Here is a 25590-nt window from a genome sequence, read left to right as displayed (position 1 = left end):
AGCTAACACAATAGTGCGCTATATGTCGAGTTCATCAACTCCGGAGCACGATGCCCGCCGGCTCGGTGAAGGCGAGCATCGCGTGGATACCGCCCTTGCGGCCGAAGCCACTGAGCTTGCGACCGCCGAACGGCATCTCCTCGATGCCGTTGCCGGCGCTCTGCGGCGTGTTGATGCTGACGACGCCGGACTCCAGCCGCTCCGCGATCGAGAGCGCGCGTGCGCTGTTCCCGGAGACGACGTAGTTCACCAGGCCGTAGTCGCTGTCGTTCGCGATCGCGACCGCCTCGTCGTCCTCGGTGATCGTGATCATCGAGATGACCGGACCGAAGATCTCCTCACGGACGGCCGCCATGTCCGGCGTGCAGTCGACGAGCAGCGTCGGTGCGGCGTAGAACCCCGGTGAGACGTCTGGTCTGCTACCGCCGACGGCCGTCGTCGCCCCCGCTTCGCGCGCCGAGGCGATGTAGCCCTCGATGCGGTCGCGGTGACCGCCGTTGATCACGGGGCCGACGGTCGTCTGCGGGTGGTCGCCGGGGCCGACGACGAGCGTCTCCGCGACGGCGGCGAGCCGACGGACAAGCTCGTCCCGGACGGACTCGTGCACGATCGCGCGGGTCGGCGCGCCGCAGATCTGGCCCGAGTGCATCCGCCACGTGAGCGACAGGACGTTCACGGCGATGTCGAGGTCGGCGTCGTCGAGCACGATGCACGCGCCCTTGCCGCCGAGTTCGAGGAGCACCGGCTTCAGCTGCGCGGCCGCGGCCTGGGCGATCTCCACACCCACCGTCGGGCTGCCCGTGAATCCGACGCCGTGCACGCCGGCATTGCGTACGAGCTCGCGCCCGATCTCCGGATCGACGGCGTTGACCGTGTTCACGACGCCGGGTGGGAAGCCGACCTCGGTCGCGATCCGGGCGAGTTCCAGGGTCGTCAGGGGGTCCTGCGGGGCTGGCTTGATGATGACGGTGTTGCCGGCGGCGAGTGCCGGGCCCGCCATCGTGGAGGTGTTCACGAGCGGGGCGTTGTACGCGGCGATGACGGCGACGACGCCGACCGGCCTGCGCCGCGCGACACCGGATACGACCTCACCCATCGACACGCGCGGCGCGTAGTTCTCGGAGAGGTCGAGGTTGGCTCGTTCGCCGAATGCGCGGAATGCCTCGATCGCGACGTCGAGCGTGCGTCCTGCCGAGCCGTTCTGGACCCCTCCCATCTCGGCACCCAGCCACGGCACGAGGCGTCCTCGCTCCTGGTCGAGCCGGTCGGCCAGCGCGTGGAGCAGTCGCGCGCGCTCCCGCCGCGGCGTGGCAGCCCAGGCAGGCGCGGCCGCGTTCGCGGCGTCGACCGCGGCCTGGACATCGGCAATCGTCGCCTCCGGGGCCTCGCCGAAGGGTTTCTCCGTGGACGGGTTGACGACGACGTATGTCCCCCCGCCAGCGGCGACGTCCTCACCGCCGATGTGCAGCGGAACCACGACCAGCTCGCTCACAGGGTGAACTCCTTCGCGTCGCCGTCGTGCATGACCACGCCGGCGCGCTCCTCCTGGAGGCTGAACACGACGGCGGTGTCCTTATCGCCGTGGCCACGGCCGACCATCTCAACGGCGGACTGCTCGACGAGGTTCAGGACGGGCAGCGGCACGTTGAGGTCACGTCCTAGCGCGTTCGCGAGGGCGATATCCTTTCGCCCAAGGTTGAGCGCGAAGCCCGCGGGGTCGAAGTTGTGCTTGAAGGCGACGCCTGGGAGCATCTGCGACAGGATGAGGCCGCGCCCGTACGCACCCTTCGACAGCATGCCGTGCAGCGTCTGGTGGTCGACGCCTGCCTTCACGCCAAGGCTGAAAACCTCAGAGAGCAGGCTCCACGTGCCGAGCGCTGTCGCGTTGTTGACGAGCTTCGCGACCGCACCCGCGCCGAGGGCGCCGATGTGCAGGATCTCCGTCGCGAGGTGCTGGAGGACAGGTTCCACACGCGCCAGCTGTTCGTCCTCCGCACCCACGAAGATCACCAGCTCGCCCGCTCGGCAGTGCTGCGGTCCACCGCTGACGGGAGCGTCGATGACGTCCACGCCCTTCTCGGCGAAGCGCTGGGCGAGTGCGCGGATGAGGACGGGGGAGCTGGTGCTCATGTCGACCCACGCGGACCCCGGGCGCATGCCCTCGAGGAGCCCGCCCGGGCCGGCCGCGACCTGTTCCACCTGCGGCGGCCCGGGGAGCGATGTCAAGATGACATCCGCCTCGGCGGCCACCTCCGCGGCGGTGTCGACCCAGCGGGCCCCTGCTTCCAGAACAGCACCCGCCTGGTCCTTGCTGACGTCCGTGACGACGAGATCGACGCCACACTCGAGCAGCCGCAGGGCCATGTTTCCGCCCATCCTGCCCAGTCCGATGTAACCCACACTCATGTGCGTCCTCTCCTTTGAGATGCGCGAGGCCGCACTGTCTCGCGCCGACGAGTCGCAGACCCAAGTTCAAGCATAGGGCGAAGCTAGCGCATCTTGCTAGTAGCCATGAGCGTGAATCCGTTCGCTGTCGATCACGCGTCGGCACTGGTCCGCAGGCGCGCGGGAGCAGCTCGACAGCGAAATGTCGCGGGATGTCGGTCATCGGTGAGACAGGCCGTCCTCAGCCCGCCGGGTGCGGCGGCCATCGACGGGAGGGATGTGGACTCTTTCTATGGGAGCATTAGTGCGATTCAGGCCCGGAGGCGGCAGCCCGGGCGGCGAGCACCTTGAGCGCTCGCTCGATCCACTTCAGCCGCGCCTTCGTCAGCGCGATGGTGAGCTCGATGCCCAGCTGCCGCGCGAACACGTCTGACGAACCCTCGTCGACATCCCCGTAGGAGTCGTTCAGCGTGCGCAGTGACGCCTGCTGATGCTGGAGCTGGCTGTGCCACTCGTGGCGGGCGCGGACGAGGAACTCCTCCGCCTCCCCTGGAGGGAACAGCTCAAGCGTCCAGATACGGAGGAGGAACTCCTCCTTCGTCTTCGAGAAGTCGATCGGGGAGCACAGCCACTCACGCAGCGCGTCGAGGCCCCGGTCGGTGATCGTGTAGAGACGGCGCTGAGGGCCCGACCGGCCCTTCACGATCTCGCCCGCCGTGAAGCCCGCGGCCTCCAGCCGCTTGAGCTCACGGTAGATCTGCGTGTCGTACGCGTGCCAGCCGCGGCCGAGCGAGGACTGGAAGCGATCCTTCAGATCGTAGCCACTCGCCGGCATGCGGGAGAGGAGTTGCAGGATCGCGAAGCCCAGGATACTGGGCGCGTCATCCGCCGAACGCTGAGCCTTGTTCACTTCTTCGACTGTAGTAGTCAAAGGGGAGCCACCGATCTTTTCTCTGATTTGGACGATTATCGCATTGTGCCCGGATCGCCGTGGTTGACGGATCCGGCGCTGACGTCTAGTCCCTCGCGAGGACGAGGTCCGCCAGCGGCAGGCGCTCGCGCGCCGCCCCTTCCCGCTCGGCCAGCTCTGCGTCGAGCCAGCCTGCCGGCGCCTGCCGCCCGACGGCGGCAACGACGAACGGTTCGTGCACCGCATCGAGGGCGAGGCTCGCGGCGAGGGCGTTGCGATCGAAGCCACCCATCTGGCGCATCCGCAGGCCGAGCGCCTCCGCCTGCACAGCCATGTGGCCGACGGCCTGCCCGAGATCGTACTCGGCGAACCGGAGCGCGCGTCCCTGTTCGTCAGTGCGCATGAGGACGCCGACGACGAGGAGCGCGGCGTTCGGTGCCCACACGGCGTTCCGGCCGCTCAGCGTCGCGGCGATCCGCTCGAACAGCGCACAGCCGCGACGTCCGACGACGAAGCGGCGCGACTGGCCATTGCGCGAGGACGGAGCCCACCGGGCGGCCTCGAGGAGCGCGTCGGTCTCGGCCGTGGACACCTCGTCCAGACGATCGAACGACCGCGGGCTCCACCGCTGCAACAGTAGCGGTGTCAGCGACGTCGTCGCCGCTGCGCCATCGCTGTTCGCCGTTGTGCGGGCAGCATGATTCGGTTCCACCGTGCGTGCGCACATGACACCCTCCCTCCACATTCTGCTAGCTTAGACCTGCTAGCGCAGAGATGCACTATTTGCGTGCGTTCCCCGCACTCAGGCGGCGCTGAAGTCGGTGGTCATCGCGCGCCAGCTCGCCGCGATGCAGCCGATCGAAGCCGTCGGAGAGGTCGGTCAACCTCGGAATGCCGAAGATGACATGTGTGGACCTCCAGGAACAAGGGCCGCACGCCGAGCCCCTCGAGGCCGAACCGCGCCCGAGCGCGGGCTTCGGCTATGACGCGGCCGCGCTTCACGGCATTCCCGAGGCCACTGACCCCGTATTCGCGCTTGCGAGATGCGCGAGTGCCGCACTGAGCGGGCCGAAGCCTGGGCCTTCGAGTGCGCTCAGGCCGTGGTCTGCGAAGTCGTGAAGCGGGTGCTCCAGTCAACGCGAGCGGACTGCAGAAGTGCCGGATCGAGCGCTGCGAGCGCGAGGGCGCGCGCTAGCGCGCGCCCTCCCACCTCGCCGGCTCCCACGGCCTCGCTCGCCAGCCCGAGCGTCACCGCCGAGGTGGCGTTGAACGACTCGCCCGTAAGCATGAGCGCCATCGTGCGCCGCGGTCCGATGATCCGTGCGAGTTCGGCCGCCACTGGCCGCGGGTAGGTCCCGCGAAGCAGCTCGGGCACGAGGAAACGGGCGTTTGGCCCGGCCACGACATGCATGCAGGCGGTCACGAGATGGACGCCCGCGCCGATCGCACGGCCGTCAACGGCCGCAACCCAGGCCAGGGGCGAGCGCTCGATCTCGTCGATGAGGATGGCTCCGGCGGGCTGCGTCCCCGGCACCCGCACTGCAAGCGGATCACGGCCGGAGCAGAAGGAGGAACCCTCGGCGGCAAGGATCGCCACGCGAACATCACTCTCGAGGAACAAGTGGTGCACATCCCGCGCTTGCCCGACGAGTTCCTCCGATAGGACATTTTCCCGTGAAGTGTCGGCAAGTGTTAACACGCCTACGCCGTCCACGATCCTTGATTTCACAACAGCCGCCATGACGCCTCTTTCGTAACTCTGCAACTCTAACAAACTACTGCGGTAGTGCATCCACAAAGCGCATCGCAGCGGACCGCGGGGATGGCTTTCGCAGCGGGCCGAATAGCTGTCGCGGTCTGCGGGGTGAAGTGAGGCGCGGAGAACGAGCGGCCGGCTTCCCTGTCTCCTGTCCTGCGGCCCTATTCGCCGGCCGCGACAGTGCCCTGAGCAAGCGCTGCGCAGGGACGGCCGGAACGCTCTGGGCTCGCTAGGCGGAGCCATTGTCCAGGTCGCACGTGCTGCTTCCCTGAATTATAGAATGGGCATTCTGGATTGATGTGACGGTATATCGTGGGTCACACAGGCGTCAAGGGTTTCGAGGCGCTGCGGGTCCAGGGAGGCAGGGAGCATGGCCAAGCGCAGGAGTGTGCACCACACGACGCCGGAGAACGAGAAGGCGATCCTGGACGCGGTCCTCGGCCTGGCGGTTGAGGCGGGGTACGAGGGGACGACGATGTCGGAGGTCGCGCGCGTCTCCGGGCTCCCTATCGGCTCGGTGTACTGGCACTTCGAGAACAAGGAGAAGCTGTTCGTCGCGCTCTTGGACTACTGCTTCGGTCTCTGGCGTGATTCGGTCGGGGGACGCAGCCAGCGCGAGTTGCTGGGCAGCTCGATCGCGGGCGCGGCGGCCCCTCGCTCGAACCCCGCCAACGCGAAGCACGCGTTCTGGGTCATCGGCCTGGTCTTCGCACTCGAGAAGCGTCTGGAGGACAACGAGGCGCGCCAGAAGTACCTTCAGATCCGCGCGGACATGTTCGAAACCGCCTTGGGTCAGGTGGGCGGACAGTTCCCGGCGGAGGCCCTCGGGGCGGACCCGGAATTCGCGCGGAAGATCGTGGCCTTCGGCCGCGCGCTGACGGAGGGGTTCTACGTATCGGCCTCGGCCGGCGATGACGTCGACTTCAAGGAGCTCGCCGAGCTGTCGACTCTGGCGGTCGACCTGCTGACCGAACACTATGCGAAGCGCGGCGCCGAGGCGAAGTCGAAGGAGGGGGACTCCTGATGGCCGATCCGGGGAAGGTCGCGATCGTCGTCGGCGGCGGATCCGGCATCGGTGCGGCGAGCATCGCCGAGCTCGCCTCGTCCGGCTACCGCATCGCGGCGCTGTCGCCCTCAGGCCGGGCCGCCGCCCTTGCGCGCGACCTCGGTGGCGTCGGCGTCGACGGTTCGAACCGTTCGGTCGACGACCTCCGCGAGGTTGTCGACCTGGCGGTGTCGGCCTACGGCCGTGTCGATGCTGTCGTCAACTGCACCGGCCACCCGGCGAAGGGCAAGGTGCTCGAGCTGAGCGATCAGGACTGGCTCGACGGACTGGAGCTCTGTCTGCTGAACGTGGTCCGCATGGCGCGCATTGTCACGCCCCTCATGCTGGAGGGCGGGGGCGGGTCGATCGTGAACATCTCGACGAGCTCACCCTTCGAGCCGAACCCTGCCTACCCGGTCTCGGCAACCATCCGCGCCGGCCTTGCTTCGTTCGCCAAGCTCTACGCGGACGAGTACGGCCCGCAGGGCATCCGCATGAACAACGTCCTGCCCGGCTTCACCAAGCCGGACCCCAGCACCGTCCCGGCCGAGTGGACCTCGCGCATCCCTCTCCGCCGTGCTGCCAGCACGGCGGAGGTCGCGCGTGTCGTCCGGTTCCTCGCCAGTGACGAGTCGAGCTACATCACCGGGCAGAACATCCGCGTCGACGGTGGCAGCTCCCGAGCAGTCTGACCGGTCCGCCGTAGGGTCATGCGGCAATCCGGCGCGCAGACTCGAGCAGCGGCTCGAGTGCGCCGTCGAGCAGCTCCTCCCGCAGCGTGATGACGGCCAGGCAGGAGTTCGGACGCAGGCCATCTGAGCCGATCGGGACTGCCAACGCATACGCGCCCGGTTCAACCTCACCGGCAGTGCGCACCCAGCCTCGCGAGCGTGCCTCGGCCAAGACGGCGGGGTCGTCTGGGCGCGCGGGATGGAGGGAACGCAGCGCCCACGTGGCTGCGCCGTGGTCGAAGGGGTAGCTGGCACCCTCGCTGAGGGAGAGATGGAAGCCCGCCGATCGCGGGGCCTCCACCAGCAGTGCGTAGGCTGCGCCTGCCTGCTCGACGAACAGGGCGATCGTCGCGCCCAGCCTGTCGCAAAGGCGCCTCACCTCGGGCAGCGCCTCCTCACGGAAGACGGCGACGCCGTTGCGTGCCAACGGGATCAGGCCCGCGCCGGCGCGATACCGTCCGTCGCCTCCGCGCGTGATCAGGCCGCCCTCCGAAAGGGTTTGCAGCAACCGCGAGGCCACGCTGCGGTGGACACCCAATCCAGCCGCCACTTCCTGGATCGAGAGCCCCGTCCGCGACATCGCCACGGTCTTGAGCGCCTGAATTCCGCGCGCCAGCGTCTGCGACCCCTGCGGAGCTGAGGGGGGAGTCTCGGACATGCTCACAGCGTATCGACGCTCCTCGAGTTCCTTGACAAGGCGATCTATGACGATCACTATTTACTCACATTTCAAGACGAACGTGCATTATCTACACGAGTGATGCCGGATGAGGAGGCTTCAATGACGATTCCCGAGGCGATCGGCACGCTCACAGGCGCCGTCGACGACGTGTACTGGCGCGACGAGTACCATCCGATCACTGAGGGCGACGCGTTCCTGCAGCGCATCGTCAACGAGGCTGACCTGCCGTCGCTGCTCGTCGCGCTCGCCGCCGTCACAGGAGACTTCCAGATGCTGCGGCCCGGGCTTCGGCCGTCATTCCCGCCAGCGGACGTGGTTCCGGCCCCGCACGGCGGCCTGAGTGTCGAAGCGCAGGCAGAGGCACGCGACGTGGCCCTCACCGCCCTCAAGCGGGTGCGCGACGATCGCCTGACCACGCCGCGCCGCCTCGATGCGGCGGAGACGCGCATCCTGCTCGACTTCCTCACCAACGGGGCGAGCGATGCGGACACCGAGCTGCTGACCCACGAGCTGGACCTCGCGCCGAAGAAGCTCGGTGCCCCTGACTGGACGTTCGAAGAGGTCTCCCAGGGCCGCGAGTTCAAGGTGGCGGTGATCGGCACGGGCATGTCCGGCATCGCCGCCATGTACCGGCTGAGCCAGGCGGGCGTACCGTTCACGGCGTTCGAGAAGAACCCCGACGTCGGCGGGGTGTGGTGGGCCAACACCTATCCCGGCGTGCGCCTTGACACCCCGACCTTCGCCTACAGCTACTCCTTCGCCCAACGCGCCGACTGGCCCAGCGCCTACGCCAGGGGAGAGGAGATCGAGGAGTACGCGCTCGAGATCGTTGAACGAGCGGGCCTGCGCAAGCACGTCGTGTTCGGCACCGAGGTCACGGCTCTCACGTGGGACGAGGAGCGCGGGGACTGGGAGGTCGTGACGCGGTCGGGGGGAACAGACACCGTCCAGCGCTTCAACGCCGTCATCTCGGCAGTCGGCCAGCTCGAGCGGCCGAACATCCCCGAATACCCGGGGCGCGGCGACTTCCGCGGCGCGCAGATGCACTCCGCGCGCTGGGACCACGGGGTGGATCTGGCCGGCAAGCGGGTCGCCGTCATCGGCACCGGTGCCAGCGCCTATCAGATCGTCCCGGCCATCGTGGACCGCGTCGCGCAGCTGACCGTCTTCCAGCGATCCGGCCCGTGGATGGTCCCGGCGCCGAACTACCACGATGCGACTCCCTCGGCGCTGAGCTGGCTGTGCGAGCACGTCCCCTACTACGGGCAGTGGTTCCGCCTCTCCGGCTTCTTCCAGTCCGCCACCGGCCGAGCCCACACCGTGGTCGCCGCCGCCGGCTGGGACCGCGAGGACTCTGTGTCTCCCGTCAACCTCAAGGTGCGCCAGATCCTCACCGACGTCATCAGCGAGCAGTGGAAGGACCATCCAGAGCTGCTCGCCACGGTGGTGCCGAACTACCCCCCGGGTGCCAAACGCATGCTGCGCGACAACGGCGTGTGGGCCGAGGCGCTACAGCGCCCCCACGCCCGGATTGTCACAAGCGGCATCGACCACTTCACCGAGGACGGAATCACGACGGCAGACGGCGACTTCCACGAGTTCGACGCCGTCATCTATGCGACAGGGTTCCTCGCCTCTGACTTCCTCGACCCGATCGAGGTCCGCGGTGCGACGGGCCAGACGCTCAAGGAGCACTGGCAGGGCGACGCGCGTGCATGGGGCGGTATCTCGGTCCCGGGCTACCCGAACCTGTTCATCGTCATGGGTCCGAACACGAACTACGTCGTGCACGGCAGCCAGCACTTCATGATGGAGTGCGGCGTCGAATTCGCCGTCGAGGCCATCCACCAGACCCTGCTGCGGGGCGTGAAGGGCTTCGATGTGAAGCAGTCTGCCCTCGAGGACATCACGGGGAAGGTCGACGCCGCGAACGCCACCCGCGCCTGGGGGCAGCCGCAGGTACGCAGCTGGTACAAGAACCGCCACGGCCGGGTGTCCCAGATCTGGCCTTTCAGCCATCTCGAGTACTGGCGACTGACCCACGAGGTCGATTTCGACCGCGATTTCACGGTTCGCCACTGATCGACGCGACCTGCCTAGGACAACGGGAGACACCGTGCCACTTGACGCGGCCAGCCAGAAGATGCTCGAAACGATGCGTGCGGCCGGCGGCCTTCCCCTGCACGAAATCCCACTGGCCGAAGCCCGCAAACGAGCCCTGCGCAACCTCCCGGCACTCGGAAACGGCCCGACGATGAGCCATGAGGAAGACGTCCTCATCGATGCGGACAGGCCCCTCTCGGCCCGGATCTTCAAGCGCTCCCGCCACACTCTCGGGGTGGTCCTCGTATTCCACGGAGGAGGGTGGGTACTGGGCAACGTCGATGCCGTCACCCCGATGAGCCGCCACCTCGCGCAGCTTGCCGGCATGACGGTGGTGGCGGTCGAGTACCGCAAGGCTCCTGAGCACCGCTACCCGGCGGCCTTCGACGATGCGGTGAGAGCCGTGGACTGGGCAGCGGCTCACGCCGGCGCCCTCACCGGTTCCTCAGCGGCACCCGTGATGGTCCTCGGGGAGAGCGCTGGTGGCAACCTCGCGGCAGCCGTGGCTCTCCGCCGAGCCGAAGTGTTGGCGTGCCAGATCCTGTGCTGTCCGGTAACCGACTGCACGATGGACTACCCGTCGTACGCACACCAGGACAATCAGCTCTCGCTGACTCGGGAGACGATGGGCTACTTCTGGGACCAGTACGTCCCCGAGGTCGCTCGCCGAACCGAACCGAGCGCCTCGCCGCTTCGCACGACAGGTCTGGCCGGCGCTCCGCCGGCCATGGTGGTCCTGGCCGAATACGACGTCCTGCGAGACGAGGGGCAGGCCTATGCTGACCGCTTGGCTGCCGCCGGAGTTCCGGTCAGTACCCGCCTCATCGAGGGCCAGATGCATGGCTTCCTCGCCAACGTGAACCTGCTGCCCGGTGCCCTGAGCACCCTCGAAGACATTGCCGCCTTCCTGAAGACGGCGGGGCCGCACGTGTAGGCCGAGTCACGGAGGCCAGTTCCAATGCACACGCCAGCCCTCGTCCCATCCCGTGGACGGCGTTACGATCGCGCCATGGCGGATACCTATTCGGCCCAGACGTCGATCACGATCAACGCCCCGATCGAGCGCGTGTGGGACGCGCTCGTCGACCCCGAGACCGTCTCGCTGTACCTCCACGGGACGACGCTCGAGGCTGACTGGCGCGTAGGCGGCTCCGTGACCTGGAGCGGGGAATGGAAGGGGCAGCGCTACACCGACAAGGGCACGGTCCTGCGCTACGAGCCGCCCAGGGTCGTCAGCACGACCCACTGGAGCCCGTTGGCGGGCACCGACGACTCGCCCGAGAACTACCACCACGTCACCTACGAGCTGACGGAGCACGACGGCGCCACCACGTTGACCCTGACCCACGGCAACAGTCCGACCCAGGCCGACGCCGACACCATGGTCGCCAACGCGTGGGCGCCCGTCCTGGCGGACATCAAGCGGGTGGTCGAGGAGGGGCGGCCCTAAGGCGGACGCTCCGGTGACGCCGCGCACCCGAGCCGGGGAAGCGCCGTCGTGCGTGCGACGGAACTTCCTGAGCGCCGGGGACCGAGCACAAACGCCATGCCGGCAGCCGGTCTGCCTCAGCAATGCATGCATCGCGACGGTCCGGGGGTCACGCGCGCGCTGGGGAGAAAGCCGAGTATGTGCACTCACCCTCCGAGCCGCTTCTGTCGGTGGACGGCCCTAGCCTCACGATGTAGAAGGGGTAGTTCAGCGAAGGGGGCTGGGGCATTGGAATGGAACTGCGGCGCATGGCTGATGTCCCCGGGATTCGGCGGGGCAGCTGCCGTGCTGGCGGCGTCCTTGGCCTTCTGGGGAACCCGCCTGAACCGACGCAGCGAGGAGCGGCGCGCCCGGGAGGCGCGATGGCAGCTACTGCGCTCGACCCGATCGTCTTCCCGGGTGACGAGATCGAGCTCGTAGACGGTTTGCAGCAAGCCGGGGCACAATCAGAGGACCAGCAGACGGAGGAATCGTGATGGCCGAAGGCACCAAGCGCAACGTCACTGGCACTGTGCGTAAGACCACGTCCGGCAGCCGGTTCGTGTCCAAGAAGGCTGCCAACCGCGCCGCAGCTGCCAAAGTCTACGTGGCTGCTCTGGAGAAGGCCGGTCAGGAAGCGCCCGAATCGGTCAAGAGGCTCGCCCAGCAGGCCCGCTGATCGCCGCGGCATCAGAGAATGCGGGGCCGGCCCGCCGGCGGCCCTAAGCGCGCCGCGGCGTCAGTCCCGCGCGAAGGTCATGTGCACGACGCCGCTCTCGGCAACCTCGCTGCTGACGGTGTAGCCGGCCTCGAGCCCGCGCAGGTCCTCCCACAGGCTCTTCCCACGGCCGAGCAGGATGGGCGATATCGCCACGTGCAGCCGGTCGACGAGCCCAGCCTTCAGAAACGCCCGAACGATGTCCACCCCGCCGCCGATCCGCACGTGGGCCCCGCCTGCGGCCTCGGTCGCCTTGGCCAGGGCCTCCTCCGGCGTGGCCGAAAGGAAGTGGAACACCGTGCCGTTGTCGAACTCGATGGGCGCGCGGTCGGCGTGGTGCGTCAGGACGAAGACCGGCGCGTGGAACGGCGGCTCGTCGCCCCACCACCCGCGCCAGTCCGGATCGTCCGGGAAGGTGTGCAGGCCGAACATGCCCGCGCCCATGATCTCGGCGCCGATGCCCTCGAAGTAGGCCGCCCCGTAGCGATCGTCGACGCCTGTAGTCCCCTCGCCGGAGCGGTCGCCGAGCACCCGTTCACGGAAGGTCCTTGTGCCGGTGTAGGCCGCGACGAGGCGCGGCCAGTCCTCGCCCATCGGGTTCTCCGGCGTCTGGTCGGCTGTGGACGCGTAGCCGTCGAGGGAGATGTTGAGGTCGACGCGAACTGCCATGGGTGGCTCCTTCGGGGTGGGGGAGTGGACGCAGCGCGGCAGCGCGGCCCCACCGCAGTCCGGGAGCCTCGCCATCCAGAGCCATTGTGCCGCTCGGGCTTCCGCTGGGCGAGGAGGCGCCCAGTCAGCGGACGATCTTGAAGTTGAACTCCGGTGTCCCCAGAGCGCCCCACAGGCGCAGCCAGACGGGAAGGAGCATCTCGGTGCCGCGGGCCGTCGTGATGTCGCCGAGGTCGATGATGTCCTGATGACCCATCTCTGCCAGGAGCCCGGACGCGGTGGCCTTCGCCGCGGCGTCGTTCCCGGAGACGAACACCGTGCTGGGCTCGCCCAGCTTGCCGGGGTCCGCCATGAGGGACGCGTTGAGCGTATTGAGGGTCTTGACCACGAGCGCGTCGGGGTGGGCGCGCTGGATCTGCTCGCCGAGCGAGTCGGTGTCCTTCACGAACAGGGTCGGCGGCATGCCGGCACTGAAGTCCAGGGGGTTCGCGATGTCGACGAGGACCTTGCCCGCGAGGTTCTCCTGACCTGCCAGTGAGAGGACCTCGAGCGCCGCTCCACCGTTGGTGGCGTTGATCGCCACCTCGGCGTCCGAGGCGGCGTCGGGGAACGCGGCGAGCCCGACGGCCGGATTCGCCGCGGCCCAGGCGGCGAACGCGTCGTCGCCGGTGCGGGCGAGGGTCTCCTCCGGGTTGCGGGTGCCGATGGTGACGGCGTGGCCGAGCTCGGCGAGGCGGGCCGCGAGGGCGCGCCCGACCATGCCGGTCCCGAGTACTGCGATCTTCATGGGGGCTCCTTCGAGTCGCCATCCGTCCGATGTGACGGATCGTTCCGTCCAATATTTGTGACGGATCGGTCCGTCTGTCAAGCTGGAAGGGCACGGACGGCACGAGGAGGAAGATCGCGGTGACGCGGCGGACGGCTGAAGAGAACAGGCGCAACATCCTGGAAGTGGCCACGCGCCTCTACTACCAGCAGGGGATCCGCGCGGTGGGCATGGACGCTGTCGTGAAGGAGTGCGGCGTAGGGAACGCCACGGTCTACCGGCAGTTCCCCACCAAGGACGCTTTGGCCACCGCCTATGTCCGAGGCCGTGCCGACGCGTGGTTCGAGCGCATGGAGCACGCCGCGGCCGAGCACGTGGAGCCTCGGCAGAAGCTCAGCGCAGTATTCGAGGTCCTCGCGGAGGACACCGCGGGAACAGGGTACCGAGGCTGCCCCATGCTGAACACGAATACCGAATTCCCCGAGGGGGACCACCCGGCGCACCGTGTCGCCGTCGACCACAAGCAGAAGGTGCGCGACTGGCTCCACTCGCTTGCCGAGCAGGCCGGCGCCGAAGATCCCGGCCGCCTGGCCGAGGAACTGCTGATCGTGCTGAACGGCGCCTACGCCACCGCGGCGGTCCTCGATGGGCGCACCTACGGCAACCGCGCGCTCGGTCTGGCCCGGCGGCTCATCGACGAGGCCTGCCCGACGCGCTGAGGCATACGCCCCTGTTCTCAGCGCCACCCGGGGCGTAGCGTCTGAGGGAGGATGACTGAACAGCAGCCCTACGAGCTTCTGCAGCGCTACGCGGACTTCGAGCTGCGGCGGTATCCGGAGCACACCGTCGCGGAAGTAGAGGTCGACGCGACCTTCGACCGCGCCGGCAATGCCGCCTTCCGCCACCTGTTCAACTACATCAGCGGCAACAACATGGCCCGCCAGTCGGTGCCGATGACCGCGCCCGTCCTCCAAGGCGCTGCGCCGAGCCGCGAGCCTCCGTCCCAGAAGGTGCAGATGACGGCGCCGGTGCTCCAGCAGGGTCCCTTGGGCGGAGGCCCTGCCGGCGGCGGGGAGCCGGACGGTGGCGCGTACGTCGTGTCGTTCGTGCTCCCGACCGGAATGACGGAGGAAGCGGCCCCGGTGCCGGCGGACCCGCGCGTGACGATCCGGGCCGTGCCGGGCTCCACGGCGGCAGTTGTCCGCTTCACGGGCCGCGGGACCGAAGCTGACTTCGCCAAGCGCAACCGCGAACTCCAGGAAGCCCTGACCGCGGCTGGCCTGAAACCGTCAGGTGCTCCCCGCTTCGCCCGATTCGACCCACCGTTCAAGCCCTGGTTCCTCCGCCGAAACGAGGTCATCCAGGACGTGGCGCCTGACCAGGCTGCGAGGCCGTCGGCGGAGAGCTGACGACGGCGGTGGGGCACCCGGCTCCGCCGGCTCAGCGCCTCGCCTCGTACCGCGTCATCACGACGCCGCCGGGGAACGCCCGCGTCTCCACTAGGTCAAGGTTCACCCAGCTGTCCATTGCGGTGAAGAACGGGGTGCCGCCGCCGACCAGGACGGGATGGGTGGCCAGCACGTACTCGTCGATCAGCCCTGCCTGCATGGCTGCTGCTGCGAGCGTTGCGCCGCCGATGGTCATGGGGGCGCCGTCCTCGTCCTTGAGCCGGGAGATCTCGGCGACCGGGTCCCCGGCGACGAGGCGGGTGTTCCAGCCGAGGTCCCCGTCCAGCGTCGAGGAGAACACGACCTTGGGCGAGTCGCGCCAGTTCCGCGCGAACTCGATCTCCAACGGGTTGGCGTCGGGCTGCTGGTCCGCGGTCGGCCAGTAGACACTCATGGTCTCCCACAGCTTGCGTCCGTACAGCGTCAGGCCGCTCGCCTGCTCCTGGTCGAGCCACCACGCGAACAGTTCCTCGCTGGGCTCGCTCCAGCCGATATCGTCGCCGACCGCCGCGATGTAGCCGTCCAGGGTCACGTTCATGCCGTAGATCAGTTTCCGCATGGCGCCAGCCTTCCACCGGCCGGTCGCCAGCGTAAGAGCGGGGGACCCGACTGGTCGGATCGCAGCCTCCCGCGGACGCGCACGACGGCGGGTGCCCACCCGCCGTCGTGCGCTGACAGCTCTGCGGGAGCGCCCCCGCCCACAGCGGAGCTACCGTGTCCCGGCCCCTTCCGGCTCCCGCTCCCTCACGGCGGGGCCCGGCGTCGGCCGCCGGCGCGCGCGGACGAGCGCGAACGCTCCGAGCGCCGCAAGCACGCCGACGAGCGCGAGGGCGACGGGGCGCAGCGTCTCGTCCCATGGCCACGGCTGCCCCGCGAGGCCCAGGCCGTCGACCGGGTACTCGAGGACCTTCGCCGTCCAGTCCGCCGTCGCGACGTCCGTGGTGCGCGCGAGGTAGCGCAGCACGCCGTCGTACGGGAAGCCCCCGTCCCGGTGCGGGTACTCGGCAGCCGCCCCGGCCGCGGCCCCGGCGACCGCCCCGCCGCTCCCGGAGCCGGGCACCACCAGCCGGTCAAGCCCCGCCGCCGTCCCGGCCCGCGGCACGAACGTGAGCCCGTGACGGGTGTGTACCGGGCCGGCTCCCACGGCGACCGTGCGGACCGCCAGGGACTGCCCGAACGTGTCGAACACCGAGGCGAGCTCGATCTCGCCCACTCCGTCCTCGAGCAGCACTCCGACCTTCTGCCGGTCCCAGCGGAACGCGGTGTTCAACGCCGCGACGGCGTCGCGCGGCTCGAGCCGGGCCTGCTGCATCGGCGCGGGACCGCCCGGGTGGTAGTGCGGCCAGCCGATCGCCGCGGCGGCATCGGCGGCGGCCTTCGCCCCGACGAGCCGCTCGACGACGCGCAGCGTGCCGTCCACGCCGGACAGGATGCCGGCCGTGCTGACCACCACGCCGTCGTCGACATACCTTGTGCCGCGCACCCAGTCGACGCGCGGGTACGTGCGCGCCCACTCGTCCAGCCGCAGCCAGTGCGCGGTGGCCCGGTGCCCGTCGAGGACCCCGGCCGACGCGGCGATCGCGCCGCCGTTGCAGACGGTCAGCACCAGCGAGCCCGCGGAGGCCTGCCGCGCGAGCCAGCCGGCCACCGGATCCGCGGAGGGATTGGCGACGTCGGGCATGGCGGGCACGACGACGACGTCGCTCGCCTTTCCGATCAGGCGCTCGAGCTGTGCGAAGGTGAAGTCCGGGACCAGGTCGAGCCCGCCGGTCAGGGGAACCGGGTGCGCCTCGGGGGCCACGGTGTAGACGTTGAACGCACCCGTGCTGGCAAGGATCTCGTAGGGGGCGAGGGCGTCGGACACCACCGCGCCCTTGTCGCCGACCACGACGACGGCGGTAGGCTTCGCCGGGTCGTAGGCCGCGGGTGCGGGCCGCGCCGTGACGCCGTCGGTCCGGGGTGCATTGAGGGTGGAGACCAGGTCGTTGACGGCGGCGGCGCCTGGCGCGGCAGGGAGTGCCAAGGCGGCGACCACGACCACGAGGACCTTCGCGACGGCCTTCAGGAGGGCGCGCATCGTTACCACCCGTATTCGTGCCGCCGGCGCAGCATCGAGGCCAGCATGGCCGGGAGCATGAGCACGTGGCCGGCACTCATGAAGTCCATGGCGGAGAGCGCGCCGGTCCAGTAGAACGGCAGCAGCGTCAGGAACGGCACGTACATCGCCGCGGACATCTCGACGATGGCCGGCAGCCCGTGGCCGCGGAAGCGCATCCAGACCGCCATGGCGATCGCCATGTCCGTGGCCATGACGAGCGACTCCACGGCGGTGTCGTGGCTCAGCCCCAGCCACGACCAGACGGTCCCCAGCACCACCATGCCGACCAGCATGGCGATCACCATCTCCAGGCCGTGCAGCGCGAAGCGGCGTGCGGAGGGACGGTGCGAGGTCTTCTCTTGGTGGTTCATCTCTGCTCCTGTTGATTCCTTGCGGACATAGGAATCGTCGTCCCGGGGCAGAGGCCGGGTCAGGTGCCGGAGGTCATGGCCGGGGTCACCTTCGCGGGGTGACCCGGGGTCGCGTGAGAGGCAGGTCAGACGAGAGGCGGTTCAGAGGAGCCCGAGGTCCCGGGCCTTGAGGGCCGCCTGGGTGCGGTCGCGCACGTCCAGCTTCGACAGCACGCTCGTGACGAGGTTCTTCACCGTGCCCTCGGCGAGGAAGAGCACGGCGGCGATCTCGCGGTTGCTGCGCCCCTGGGCGAGCATCCGCACGACCTCGACCTCCCGCCCGGACAGCGGATGCTCCGGCGCCGGCGCTTCCGCGGGGAGGCTCGCGACTCGGGCCACGACCTTCGCCGCGACGGACGGCTCGAGCACGGATCCGCCCCGGGCCGCCGCCTCGAGCGCCTCGACGAGCCGCGCCGAGGTCACGTCCTTGAGCAGATACCCGACGGCGCCAGCGCGCAGCGCGGCGAAGACGTTCTCGTCGTCGTCGAACGTCGTCAGCGCCAGGACCCGCACGCCGGGCTGCTCGGCATGCAGCCGCGCGGTCGCGGCGATGCCGTCCAGCACCGGCATCCGCAGGTCCATGAGCACCACGTCGGGGTGCAGTTCGCGGCTCCGGCGCACGGCCTCGTCGCCGTTGGCGGCCTCGCCGACCACCTCGACCCCGGCCTGCACCTCGAGCAGTGTCACGAGCGCCTCGCGGAACAGCGCCTGGTCGTCGGCGACGAGCACCCGGATCGTCACGCCGGCACTTCCACGGTGAGGGTGAGCCCGGTGGGGTCGGCCGGATCGAGGGACAGGCGCCCGCCGAGACCCGCCATCCGCTCGCGCAGCCCGGTCAGCCCGAATCCGGCGCCGGGCTGCTCGCCGAGGCCCCGACCGTCGTCGTGCACCTCGAGCCGCACGCGGTCCGCACCGCGGTAGTCGAGGACGACGGCGATGCGGCTCGCCTGGGCGTGCTTGCGGGCATTCGTGAGGCCCTCCTGGGCGGCCCGGAAGAGGGACTCCTCCACCTCGGCCCGGAGGGGCCGGGCCGTGCCGCGGACCTCGACCTCGGCCGGCACGCCGGTCTGGGTCGCCTCCGCGGTGAGGACCCGAAGTGCCTCCTCGAGGGAGGGGCGCTGCTCCCGCAGGGCAGCCACCGACCGCCGCACCTCGGCGAGGGCCTGCCGCGACTGCTCCTGCGCGGTGGCCAGCATGGCGTCGAGTCGCTCAGGCCCCGCGGTGCGGAGGACGGCGCGCGCCGCCTCGAGCTGCATCTGCACGACCGTGAGGTGGTGGCCCACGCCGTCGTGGATGTCCCGCGCGAGCCGGTTGCGCTCCTGGATGGTGGCGAGCTGCTCGGCCTGGGCGGCGTAGCCGCGCAGCCGCTCATTGGCGGTGGCGAGCTCCGCCCGGGCCTTCTGCTCCCGCACGAGCAGTTCGGTGACGATGAGCGTGAAGACCGTGGCGGCCAGGGTGCCGAGCCCCTCGCGCAGGCCGTCGCGCCAGTCCATCCCGAGGTGGATGAGCGGGATGACGGCGGCGACCGCGGCCGCGGCAGGCAGCGGCAGGAGCAGCACGCTCTCCGACACGAGCACGACGAGGAACAGGACAGAGCCGACTGCTGCCCCCGAGAGCGAGAACTCCCAGAAGCCGAGCACCAGCAGCACGCCGATGAAGGGCGCCCTCCGCCAGAAGGAGCTCCCCTGCACGAAGCGGAAGCCGAAGACTGCCAGCAGGGAGAACGCCAGCCCGACGAGCAGGGTCATCAGCGGCTGCTGCTCGAAGCTCGCGGACCCGAGCGGCAGGGTCACGAACGCGATGACGGTGAGGACGGCCAGTGCCCAGTGCACGGTTCCACAGTGCGCGGTGGCGGTTCCGGGGTCAACAGGAGCGAGTCGGGGCTGCGGTGGTGCAGGCGGTTGGCCCGTTGGCGCCTGTGTGTCAGACGCGATCGGACGCGAGAGCCTTCGCCCGGTCGTGGACGCGGATCTGCAGGAGGGCCAGGTCCGTCAGCGGCGTGTGGACCCCCAGCTCACGCGCGGTGGCGGCGAAGTCGCCGATGAGGTGCTCGCCCTCGTGCTCCCGGCCCTCGGTGAAGTCGCGGTACAGGGAGGGGACGAAGGGCGAGCCCGGCTGGGTCAGCATCTCCAGCGACGACCGGTGCGAGGACTCGGACGCCGGATAGCCGGCAGCGTCCAGGACGCTTTCGGTCTCGGCGACCACAGCCCGGATGAAGTCCTGGCCCTCCGGCACCGCGGAGATCTTTCCGAAGGCGGCGCGCATGAGGATCGATCCGACTCCAGAGGCCACGATGAAGGCCCACTTGTGCCACATCGTCGTCAGGATGTCCTGGGTGACGCGCAGCCTGAAGCCGGGCACGGAGAGCTCGCGGCCGACCTCTTCGGCCCGGGCGGCGGGACCGCCCGGCTGGGCGCCGAGGACGATCTCGGCCAGCGGGAGGACCTGGCGGATCGCCCCCTCCGGGGTGACGTGGGTGACCACGCGCACGGATCCGCCGAGCACCCTATCGGTGCCGAAGCGGTCGTTGAGGAGCCGGAGGTGCCGCATGCCGTTGAGGAACGGGAGGACCAGCGTCTCGGGGCCGATCGCCGGCCCGAGCTGGTCGAGCACGCTCTCGAGGGCGCTCGCCTTGAGCGCCAGGATCACGAGATCGTATGGCCGCTCGTCGAGCTGCTCGGCGGTCAGAGCGTGCACCTGCACCGTCTCGTCTGTGTCCGGGCCGATCAGCCGCAGACCCTTCCCGAGCTGTTCCGCCCGGCCTGCCCGGACCAGGAAAGTGACGTCCCGGTCGGCCTGGGCCAGTCGCGCCCCGAAGTAGCCACCCGTAGCCCCAGCGCCCGCGATCAGTATCCTCATTGCCTCGCCTCCTCCGTCAGGGTACCGGCGCCGCGCAGGGTACCGGCACGGCGCGGCGTGCCACGGCGTGCCCGACGGCGCCGCCTCACTCTCGCCGGAGCGGCTGCTCCTGCGGGTGGGTGGCCAGCGCCTCGACGGTGATCGTCTGCCACGGGAACGTCGGCAGCCCCGACAGCACGTCGTGGAGCTCTGTCGCGTCGTCGGCCTCGTACCAGCCGATCGCCGTGCGCGTGCCCGGGACGCGCCAGAGGCGCCGGAGGATCCCGCGGTCCCGCAGCTGCTGGGCATACTCCCGTTCGGCGGCCTTGATCCGCGCAGCCTCCTCCGCCGGCATGACCGGCATCCGGTTCTCCTGCCTCACCAGGAATTCCATGGTCGTCTCGCTCTCTAGTCGGCCGACGCCGTGGCGCCGGACTGGAGGAGGTGCTGCGCGAGCAGCTCGGGGTTGGTCACGAGGACCTCGTGGTCGGCGTCGAGCTCGGTGACGTTCCAGCCGGCGGAGGCCGCCCGGTCCGCGAACCGGGCGAACGGCGTGCGCCAGCCGGAGCACAGGAGGTAGTCGCCGGTGAACGGGAGCTCTCCGAGCCCGCGCCCGATCGAGTCCATGTAGGTCTTGGCAGGCTGCGGCGTGAGCCGCGGCGTGAGCTCGTCGATGACCTGCTGGTCCGTGACGCCGAGGTTGGCAACAGGCCGCGGGTCGATCACGAGCCCGTCATTGGCCTCCGCTGATTCGAGGTAGTGGGCGGCCGCGTGCTCGGGGAGGAGCCGGATGGCGGCTTCGCCGGCCTCGGGCAGGAAGCCGTCGATGATGACGAGGCGCTTGATCCGGTCGGGGATCTCGGCCGCGACCCCGGTCACGACCATCCCCGCGTAGCTGTGGCCGACCAGGACGACGTCGCGCAGCTCCTCGGTCTCGATCGCGGCCCGCACGTCGGCGATGTGGGTGTCCAGGCCGACGTCGGGGGTCAGCAGGTGCGCTCGGTCGCCCAACCCCGTCAGAGTCGGCGTGAAGACCCGGGCACCGGCGGCCTCGAGGAGTCGCTCCACGGGTCTCCAGCACCACGCCCCGTGCCACGCCCCGTGGACGAGCACATACGTCTCCTGATCCAAGTGCCGCTCCTTCTCACTGTCGCCGTCGCTCGGACTCAGTGTACGGGCGGGTATTCGGCGGCCATCGCGTGGGTAACCTTGAGCCATGGCCTCTTCCGCACCCACTCCCGACTCGAGGTGGGAGCCCCTCAGCGCGCAGGCCGCCGCAGACCTGCTCGCGTCGTCGCCCGTCCGCTGGTGGCTCTCGGGCGGCGTCGCCCTCGACCGCTGGCTGGGCGAGCCCATCCGCAAGCGGTCCAACACGGACGTGAGCGTGGTGTTCGGCGACCTTCCGCAGCTCGTCGCGAGCCTTCCGGCCGGCTACGACGCGTGGGCAGTGCGCGATGAGGACGACCTCGTGCCGTTCGCGGAGGTCCAGGCCGGCGACGAGGTGCAGCCCGTGCTCATCCGCGACGTCGGGAAGGACGCGTGGGTACTGAAGGTCAACCTGGAAGACGGCGCGCCGCGGGCCTGGGTGTACAAGCGGGACCCGCGGCTCCAGCTGCCGTGGGACCGCGCGGTGCTCGACGTCGGCGGCATACCCACCGGTGCGCCCGAGGTGCAGCTGGTCTGGAAGGCGCTGCGGCCGCGCCCGGAGGACGACGTCGACAAGGACGCGGTGCTGCCCAGGCTCTCGGACGAGGCGCGCGCCTGGTACGAGCGGTGCATCCTCTCGATCCACCCGCACTCCTCGTGGTCGATCCACGTGCGCAGCCCCTTTGCCCCGGCGAAGGCGAGCTGGAACCGCAAGCGCAGCTGACCGCCGTCGTCCGCCCTATTCGCGGACCGCGGCCAGGACCAGCGAGCGGAACCACCGCTGGGCCGGCGTCAGGCTCGCCTCCCGCCGCGTGTACAGCGACACCGGGGTGCTCTGCCCCGGCCACGGGAGGTCCGCGATCAGCAGGCCCGGGAACCAGCCGGTGAACACCTCGGCGACGTGGCGCGGCAGCAGCACGACGAGGTCGGTGGCCTCCAGGACCGCGGGGACGGTCGCGTACTCCTCCACGGTGAGGACGATCTGCTGCATCAGCCCGTGCTCGGTGAGCGCCTGCAGCGGGAAGATGTGGCCGCCGCGCGCCGAGACGCGCAGGAAGTGGCGGCCCGCGAACATGTCGGGCCCGGTGGGCGGCAGCGGGTGCTCGCCCGAGACGAGCGCGACGTACTCGACGGCGCGCACGTGCGAGCGCCACAGCCGCGGGCTGCCGATCATCGACACCGTCATCGCCAGGTCCACCGTTCCGCGGGTGAGCCCGTCCTCGACCAGGTCCGAGTCCAGCCGCTCCACCTGCAGGTGCGGCCGGGAGGCCTCGCGCGTCAGCGCCGTCATGATCGGCGGGAGGAACGTCTGCTCGCCGATCGAGGTGAGCCCGAGCGTGAGCTGGCCGTTGAAGCCGGCGGGCTCGAAGGCCTCCGTCTCGTTCACGGTCGCGTCGATCTGCGCGAGCGCATCGTGCAGCGGGCCGAACAGCTGGGTGGCCTTCGCGGTCGGCACCATGTCATGCCCCTCGCGGCGGAACAGCTCGTCGTCGAACCGCGCCCGGAGCCGCCGGAGCGTGTAGCTGACCGTCGGCTGGGTGACGTGCAGGCGCTCGGCGACGGCGGTGACGCTGCGCAGTTCGTAGAGCACCACGAACGTGCGCAGCTGGTTGAGGTCGGTCAGCGCCATCCATTGATGATATCTATGCAGGCGGCAATGAATATCTATTCGACTGCATCCGAGCGCCCTGCCTAGCATGGTTGGAGACAAGCCTCCAAGTGACAAGGACGACACTCGTTGATCATCGACATCCATGGCCACTACACGACGGCCCCGGCCCAGCTCGGCGCCTGGCGCGACCAGCAGATCGCCTTCACGGAAGGGCGGGGCGAGGCTCCGGACCCGGCGACGCTGAAGATCTCCGACGATGACATCCGCGAGACCATCGAGGCGAACCAGCTGCGGCTCATGAACGACCGCGGCAGCGACATCACGGTCTTCAGCCCGCGCGCCTCGTTCATGGCCCACCACATCGGCGACCTCGAGGTCAGCAAGACCTGGGCCCGCATCTGCAACGACCTCTGCGCGCGGGTCAGCGAGCTCTTCCCGGACCGGTTCCTCATGGGCGCCATGCTCCCGCAGTCGCCCGGAGAGGACCCGGCCACCACGGTCGCCGAGCTGACCCGGGCCGTCGAGGAGCTCGGCGCCGTCACGGTCAACCTCAACCCGGATCCCTCCGGCGGCAAGTGGACCGCCCCGGCGCTGACCGACCGGTCCTGGTACCCGATCTACGAGAAGCTCGTCGAGTACGAGATCCCCGCAATGGTGCACGTCAGCACCTCCTGCAAGCCGGTCTTCCACACCACGGGCGATCACTACCTCAACGCGGACACGACCGCCTTCATGCAGCTGCTCAAGGGCGACCTGTTCAAGGACTTCCCCGAACTCAAGCTCGTCATCCCGCACGGCGGCGGCGCGGTGCCGTACCACTGGGGCCGGTTCCGCGGCCTCGCCATGGCACTGGGCAAGCCGGAGCTCGAGGAGCACCTGCTCAACAACGTCTTCTTCGACACCTGCGTCTACCACCAGCCCGGCATCGACCTGCTCACGAAGGTCATCCCGACGGACAACATCCTCTTCGCCAGCGAGATGATCGGCGCCGTCCGCGACATCGACCCGCGCACCGGCCACTACTTCGACGACACGAAGCGGTACGTCGACGCCACCGAGAGCCTGACCGACGCGCAGCGCGCGCAGGTCTTCGAAGCCAACGCCCGCCGCGTGTACCCGCGCCTTGACCGCGCCCTGACCGCCCGCGGGCTCTAAAGAGGAGGAACCACCTTGCGACTGAACAACCTCGGACTCATCCACACCAACATCGAGCGTCCCGACCCCGAGGACGTGGCACGCCTCTCGAAGTTCGGCGTCGCGACGATCCACGAGGCGATGGGCCGTGTGGGCCTCCTGCGCCCCTACATCCGCCCCGTCTACAACGGCGCCAAGCTCTGCGGCCCGGCCGTCACCGTGCTGCTCCAGCCCGGCGACAACTGGATGTTCCACGCCGCCGCCGAGCAGGTGCAGGAGGGCGACGTCATCGTCGCCGGCTGCACCACCGAGAGCGAGGACGGCTTCTTCGGCGAGCTGCTCGCCACGTCGCTGAGCGCGCGCGGCTGCAAGGGCCTGGTCATCGACGGCGGAGTGCGCGACGTCGCCGACCTCGAGAAGATGGACTTCCCGGTGTTCTCCCGCGCCATCAACGCCAAGGGCACGGTCAAGGCCACGCTCGGCTCCGTGAACGTCCCGGTCGTCGTGGCCAACGCGCTCGTCAACCCGGGCGATGTGGTCGTCGCGGACGTCGACGGCGTCGTCGTCGTGCCGCGCGAGCTCGTCGGCGCCGTCGCCGAGGCGAGCCAGAAGCGCGAGGACAACGAGGAGAGCAAGCGCCAGAAGTTCCGCGAGGGCGTCCTCGGCCTCGACCTCTACGGCATGCGCGAGCCGCTTGCCGCCGCCGGCCTCGAGTACGTGGAGAACTGACCATGGCGCACGGAAAGACGACGGGCGACTTCGAGAAGACCCCCGGCTGGCTCGACTGGTACGAGGGCCCCTCCAAGCCCACCTTCCGCCTGCCCGCCGGCGCGGTCGACGCCCACTGCCACGTGTTCGGCCCCGGTGCCGAGTTCCCCTACGCCCCCGAGCGGAAGTACACGCCCTGCGACGCCTCCGCCGAGGAGCTCTTCGCCCTGCGCGACCACCTCGGCTTCGACCGCAACGTGATCGTCCAGGCGACCTGCCACGGCGCCGACAACCGTGCACTGGTCGACGCGCTGCGCCGCAGCGAGGGCCGGGCCCGCGGTGTCGCGACCGTCCGCCGGGACGTGACCGAGGAGCAGCTCGCCGAGCTGCACGAGGCGGGTGTCCGCGGCGTGCGGTTCAACTTCGTCAAGCGCCTCGTCGACCGGGTCCCCACCGATTCCCTCGAGGAGATCGTCGAGAAGATCGCGCCGCTCGGCTGGCATGTGGTGATCTACTTCGAGGCGGCGGACCTGCCCGACCTCTACGACTTCTTCTCCAGCATCAAGACCGACGTCGTGGTGGACCACATGGGCCGACCCGACGTGACGAAGGACCCGGACGGCCCGGAGTTCGAGCTGTTCCTGCGCTTCATGCGCGAGAACCCGAACGTCTGGACCAAGGTCTCCTGCCCGGAGCGCCTCTCCGTCACCGGGCCGCGCGCCCTGGACGGCGAGCAGCACGCCTACACCGACGTGGTGCCGTTCGCCCGTCGCGTGGTCGAGGAGTTCCCCGACCGCGTCCTGTGGGGTACGGACTGGCCCCACCCCAACCTCAAGGACCACATGCCCGACGACGGGCTCCTGGTCGACTACATCCCCCAGATCGCGACGACGGCGGAGCTCCAGCAGCGCCTCCTCGTGGACAACCCCCATCGCCTCTACTGGCCCGAAGGAGCATGAC

29 protein-coding genes are annotated in these 25590 nt (G+C 69.6%); 12 read left to right on the top strand and 17 right to left on the bottom strand.

What is annotated here, in order from left to right; translation table 11 throughout:
* Positions 1 to 34 precede the first annotated feature (34 nt).
* From CGQ25_RS15735 to CGQ25_RS15715, 5 genes are all read right to left on the bottom strand, one after another.
* A complete protein-coding gene (locus CGQ25_RS15735) occupies positions 35 to 1492 on the bottom strand; it encodes an aldehyde dehydrogenase (RefSeq protein ID WP_208710783.1) in 1458 nt (485 codons plus the stop codon).
* A complete protein-coding gene (locus CGQ25_RS15730) occupies positions 1489 to 2427 on the bottom strand; it encodes an NAD(P)-dependent oxidoreductase (protein ID WP_255405806.1) in 939 nt (312 codons plus the stop codon). The genes CGQ25_RS15735 and CGQ25_RS15730 overlap by 4 nt, the downstream gene beginning before the upstream one ends.
* Positions 2428 to 2686: 259 nt before the next feature.
* Positions 2687 to 3295, bottom strand: coding sequence for a PadR family transcriptional regulator (locus CGQ25_RS15725; protein ID WP_208710782.1), 609 nt, complete (start codon positions 3293 to 3295; stop codon positions 2687 to 2689).
* A gap of 106 nt (positions 3296 to 3401) precedes the next feature.
* Entirely contained in the window at positions 3402 to 4022 is a 621-nt protein-coding gene (locus CGQ25_RS15720; RefSeq protein ID WP_208710781.1) for a nitroreductase family protein, read from the bottom strand.
* A gap of 366 nt (positions 4023 to 4388) precedes the next feature.
* Positions 4389 to 5036, bottom strand: coding sequence for an enoyl-CoA hydratase/isomerase family protein (locus CGQ25_RS15715; protein ID WP_208710780.1), 648 nt, complete (start codon positions 5034 to 5036; stop codon positions 4389 to 4391).
* Positions 5037 to 5424: 388 nt separating this feature from the next.
* On the opposite strand from CGQ25_RS15715, the gene CGQ25_RS15710 reads away from it, so the two are divergent.
* Both CGQ25_RS15710 and CGQ25_RS15705 read left to right on the top strand, forming a co-directional pair.
* Positions 5425 to 6078 (top strand): TetR/AcrR family transcriptional regulator, encoded by a 654-nt coding sequence (locus CGQ25_RS15710; RefSeq protein WP_208710779.1) that lies wholly within the window; start codon positions 5425 to 5427, stop codon positions 6076 to 6078.
* Positions 6078 to 6791 (top strand): SDR family oxidoreductase, encoded by a 714-nt coding sequence (locus tag CGQ25_RS15705; protein WP_208710778.1) that lies wholly within the window; start codon positions 6078 to 6080, stop codon positions 6789 to 6791. Before CGQ25_RS15710 ends, CGQ25_RS15705 begins: the two co-directional genes overlap by 1 nt.
* 16 nt (positions 6792 to 6807) lie before the next feature.
* On the opposite strand, the gene CGQ25_RS15700 is transcribed toward CGQ25_RS15705, so the two are convergent.
* Entirely contained in the window at positions 6808 to 7488 is a 681-nt protein-coding gene (locus tag CGQ25_RS15700) for an IclR family transcriptional regulator (protein WP_208710777.1), read from the bottom strand.
* Positions 7489 to 7611: 123 nt separating this feature from the next.
* On the opposite strand from CGQ25_RS15700, the gene CGQ25_RS15695 reads away from it, so the two are divergent.
* The 4 genes from CGQ25_RS15695 to CGQ25_RS15680 all read left to right on the top strand — a co-directional run bounded on the left by CGQ25_RS15695 (position 7612) and on the right by CGQ25_RS15680 (position 11762).
* A complete protein-coding gene (locus CGQ25_RS15695; RefSeq protein ID WP_208710776.1) occupies positions 7612 to 9594 on the top strand; it encodes an NAD(P)/FAD-dependent oxidoreductase in 1983 nt (660 codons plus the stop codon).
* 34 nt (positions 9595 to 9628) lie between these two features.
* Positions 9629 to 10549: an alpha/beta hydrolase gene (locus tag CGQ25_RS15690; protein ID WP_222703665.1), complete on the top strand. Its 921-nt coding sequence runs from the start codon at positions 9629 to 9631 to the stop codon at positions 10547 to 10549.
* A gap of 75 nt (positions 10550 to 10624) precedes the next feature.
* A complete protein-coding gene (locus CGQ25_RS15685) occupies positions 10625 to 11065 on the top strand; it encodes an SRPBCC domain-containing protein (protein WP_208710775.1) in 441 nt (146 codons plus the stop codon).
* A gap of 514 nt (positions 11066 to 11579) precedes the next feature.
* Entirely contained in the window at positions 11580 to 11762 is a 183-nt protein-coding gene (locus tag CGQ25_RS15680; RefSeq protein ID WP_208710774.1) for a hypothetical protein, read from the top strand.
* 60 nt (positions 11763 to 11822) lie between these two features.
* Here CGQ25_RS15680 and CGQ25_RS15675 read toward each other — a convergent pair whose 3' ends face one another.
* Entirely contained in the window at positions 11823 to 12470 is a 648-nt protein-coding gene (locus tag CGQ25_RS15675; RefSeq protein WP_208710773.1) for a dihydrofolate reductase family protein, read from the bottom strand.
* A 124-nt stretch (positions 12471 to 12594) separates the two neighbouring features.
* On the bottom strand, positions 12595 to 13257 hold the full coding sequence (locus CGQ25_RS15670) for an NADPH-dependent F420 reductase (protein ID WP_208710772.1): 663 nt from the start codon (positions 13255 to 13257) through the stop codon (positions 12595 to 12597).
* Positions 13258 to 13421: 164 nt separating this feature from the next.
* On the opposite strand from CGQ25_RS15670, the gene CGQ25_RS15665 reads away from it, so the two are divergent.
* Together CGQ25_RS15665 and CGQ25_RS15660 are read left to right on the top strand one after the other, a co-directional pair.
* Positions 13422 to 13955, top strand: a complete 534-nt coding sequence (locus tag CGQ25_RS15665) for a TetR/AcrR family transcriptional regulator (RefSeq protein WP_208710771.1) — start codon at positions 13422 to 13424, stop codon at positions 13953 to 13955.
* A 51-nt stretch (positions 13956 to 14006) separates the two neighbouring features.
* A complete protein-coding gene (locus CGQ25_RS15660) occupies positions 14007 to 14645 on the top strand; it encodes a heme-binding protein (RefSeq protein WP_208710770.1) in 639 nt (212 codons plus the stop codon).
* A 31-nt stretch (positions 14646 to 14676) separates the two neighbouring features.
* Here CGQ25_RS15660 and CGQ25_RS15655 read toward each other — a convergent pair whose 3' ends face one another.
* The 8 genes from CGQ25_RS15655 to CGQ25_RS15620 all read right to left on the bottom strand — a co-directional run bounded on the left by CGQ25_RS15655 (position 14677) and on the right by CGQ25_RS15620 (position 21161).
* Positions 14677 to 15243, bottom strand: coding sequence for a dihydrofolate reductase family protein (locus CGQ25_RS15655; protein ID WP_208710769.1), 567 nt, complete (start codon positions 15241 to 15243; stop codon positions 14677 to 14679).
* Positions 15244 to 15393: 150 nt separating this feature from the next.
* On the bottom strand, positions 15394 to 16761 hold the full coding sequence (locus tag CGQ25_RS15650) for a DJ-1/PfpI family protein (protein ID WP_208710768.1): 1368 nt from the start codon (positions 16759 to 16761) through the stop codon (positions 15394 to 15396).
* A 2-nt stretch (positions 16762 to 16763) separates the two neighbouring features.
* Positions 16764 to 17153, bottom strand: coding sequence for a hypothetical protein (locus tag CGQ25_RS15645; RefSeq protein ID WP_208710767.1), 390 nt, complete (start codon positions 17151 to 17153; stop codon positions 16764 to 16766).
* A 141-nt stretch (positions 17154 to 17294) separates the two neighbouring features.
* Positions 17295 to 17933, bottom strand: coding sequence for a response regulator transcription factor (locus CGQ25_RS15640; RefSeq protein ID WP_208710766.1), 639 nt, complete (start codon positions 17931 to 17933; stop codon positions 17295 to 17297).
* Entirely contained in the window at positions 17930 to 19024 is a 1095-nt protein-coding gene (locus CGQ25_RS15635; protein ID WP_208710765.1) for a sensor histidine kinase, read from the bottom strand. The genes CGQ25_RS15640 and CGQ25_RS15635 overlap by 4 nt, the downstream gene beginning before the upstream one ends.
* A gap of 91 nt (positions 19025 to 19115) precedes the next feature.
* A complete protein-coding gene (locus tag CGQ25_RS15630) occupies positions 19116 to 20051 on the bottom strand; it encodes a ketopantoate reductase family protein (RefSeq protein WP_208710764.1) in 936 nt (311 codons plus the stop codon).
* Between the two features lie 85 nt (positions 20052 to 20136).
* The gene (locus CGQ25_RS15625; RefSeq protein ID WP_255405375.1) at positions 20137 to 20412 is read right to left on the bottom strand and encodes a muconolactone Delta-isomerase; all 276 of its coding nucleotides are present in this window, start codon (positions 20410 to 20412) and stop codon (positions 20137 to 20139) included.
* Positions 20413 to 20438: 26 nt separating this feature from the next.
* On the bottom strand, positions 20439 to 21161 hold the full coding sequence (locus CGQ25_RS15620; RefSeq protein ID WP_222703664.1) for an alpha/beta hydrolase family protein: 723 nt from the start codon (positions 21159 to 21161) through the stop codon (positions 20439 to 20441).
* An 85-nt stretch (positions 21162 to 21246) separates the two neighbouring features.
* Between CGQ25_RS15620 and CGQ25_RS15615 the strand changes: the two genes are divergently transcribed.
* Positions 21247 to 21900 (top strand): hypothetical protein, encoded by a 654-nt coding sequence (locus CGQ25_RS15615; RefSeq protein WP_208710761.1) that lies wholly within the window; start codon positions 21247 to 21249, stop codon positions 21898 to 21900.
* A gap of 15 nt (positions 21901 to 21915) precedes the next feature.
* Here CGQ25_RS15615 and CGQ25_RS15610 read toward each other — a convergent pair whose 3' ends face one another.
* A complete protein-coding gene (locus CGQ25_RS15610; RefSeq protein WP_208710760.1) occupies positions 21916 to 22806 on the bottom strand; it encodes a LysR family transcriptional regulator in 891 nt (296 codons plus the stop codon).
* 108 nt (positions 22807 to 22914) lie between these two features.
* On the opposite strand from CGQ25_RS15610, the gene CGQ25_RS15605 reads away from it, so the two are divergent.
* The 3 genes from CGQ25_RS15605 to CGQ25_RS15595 are packed head-to-tail and all read left to right on the top strand — an operon-like array spanning position 22915 to position 25589.
* A complete protein-coding gene (locus CGQ25_RS15605) occupies positions 22915 to 23943 on the top strand; it encodes an amidohydrolase family protein (protein ID WP_208710759.1) in 1029 nt (342 codons plus the stop codon).
* A gap of 15 nt (positions 23944 to 23958) precedes the next feature.
* Positions 23959 to 24651, top strand: coding sequence for a 4-carboxy-4-hydroxy-2-oxoadipate aldolase/oxaloacetate decarboxylase (ligK, locus tag CGQ25_RS15600; RefSeq protein ID WP_222703663.1), 693 nt, complete (start codon positions 23959 to 23961; stop codon positions 24649 to 24651).
* 2 nt (positions 24652 to 24653) lie between these two features.
* Positions 24654 to 25589: an amidohydrolase family protein gene (locus CGQ25_RS15595; protein WP_208710758.1), complete on the top strand. Its 936-nt coding sequence runs from the start codon at positions 24654 to 24656 to the stop codon at positions 25587 to 25589.
* Position 25590 lies beyond the last annotated feature (1 nt).

It is taken from the genome of Sinomonas sp. R1AF57 (genome assembly GCF_002224485.1).
GTDB lineage: Bacteria > Actinomycetota > Actinomycetes > Actinomycetales > Micrococcaceae > Sinomonas > Sinomonas flava.
Note: the sequence above shows the minus strand (reverse complement) of the source record. Positions and strands in the feature narration are given on the sequence as shown.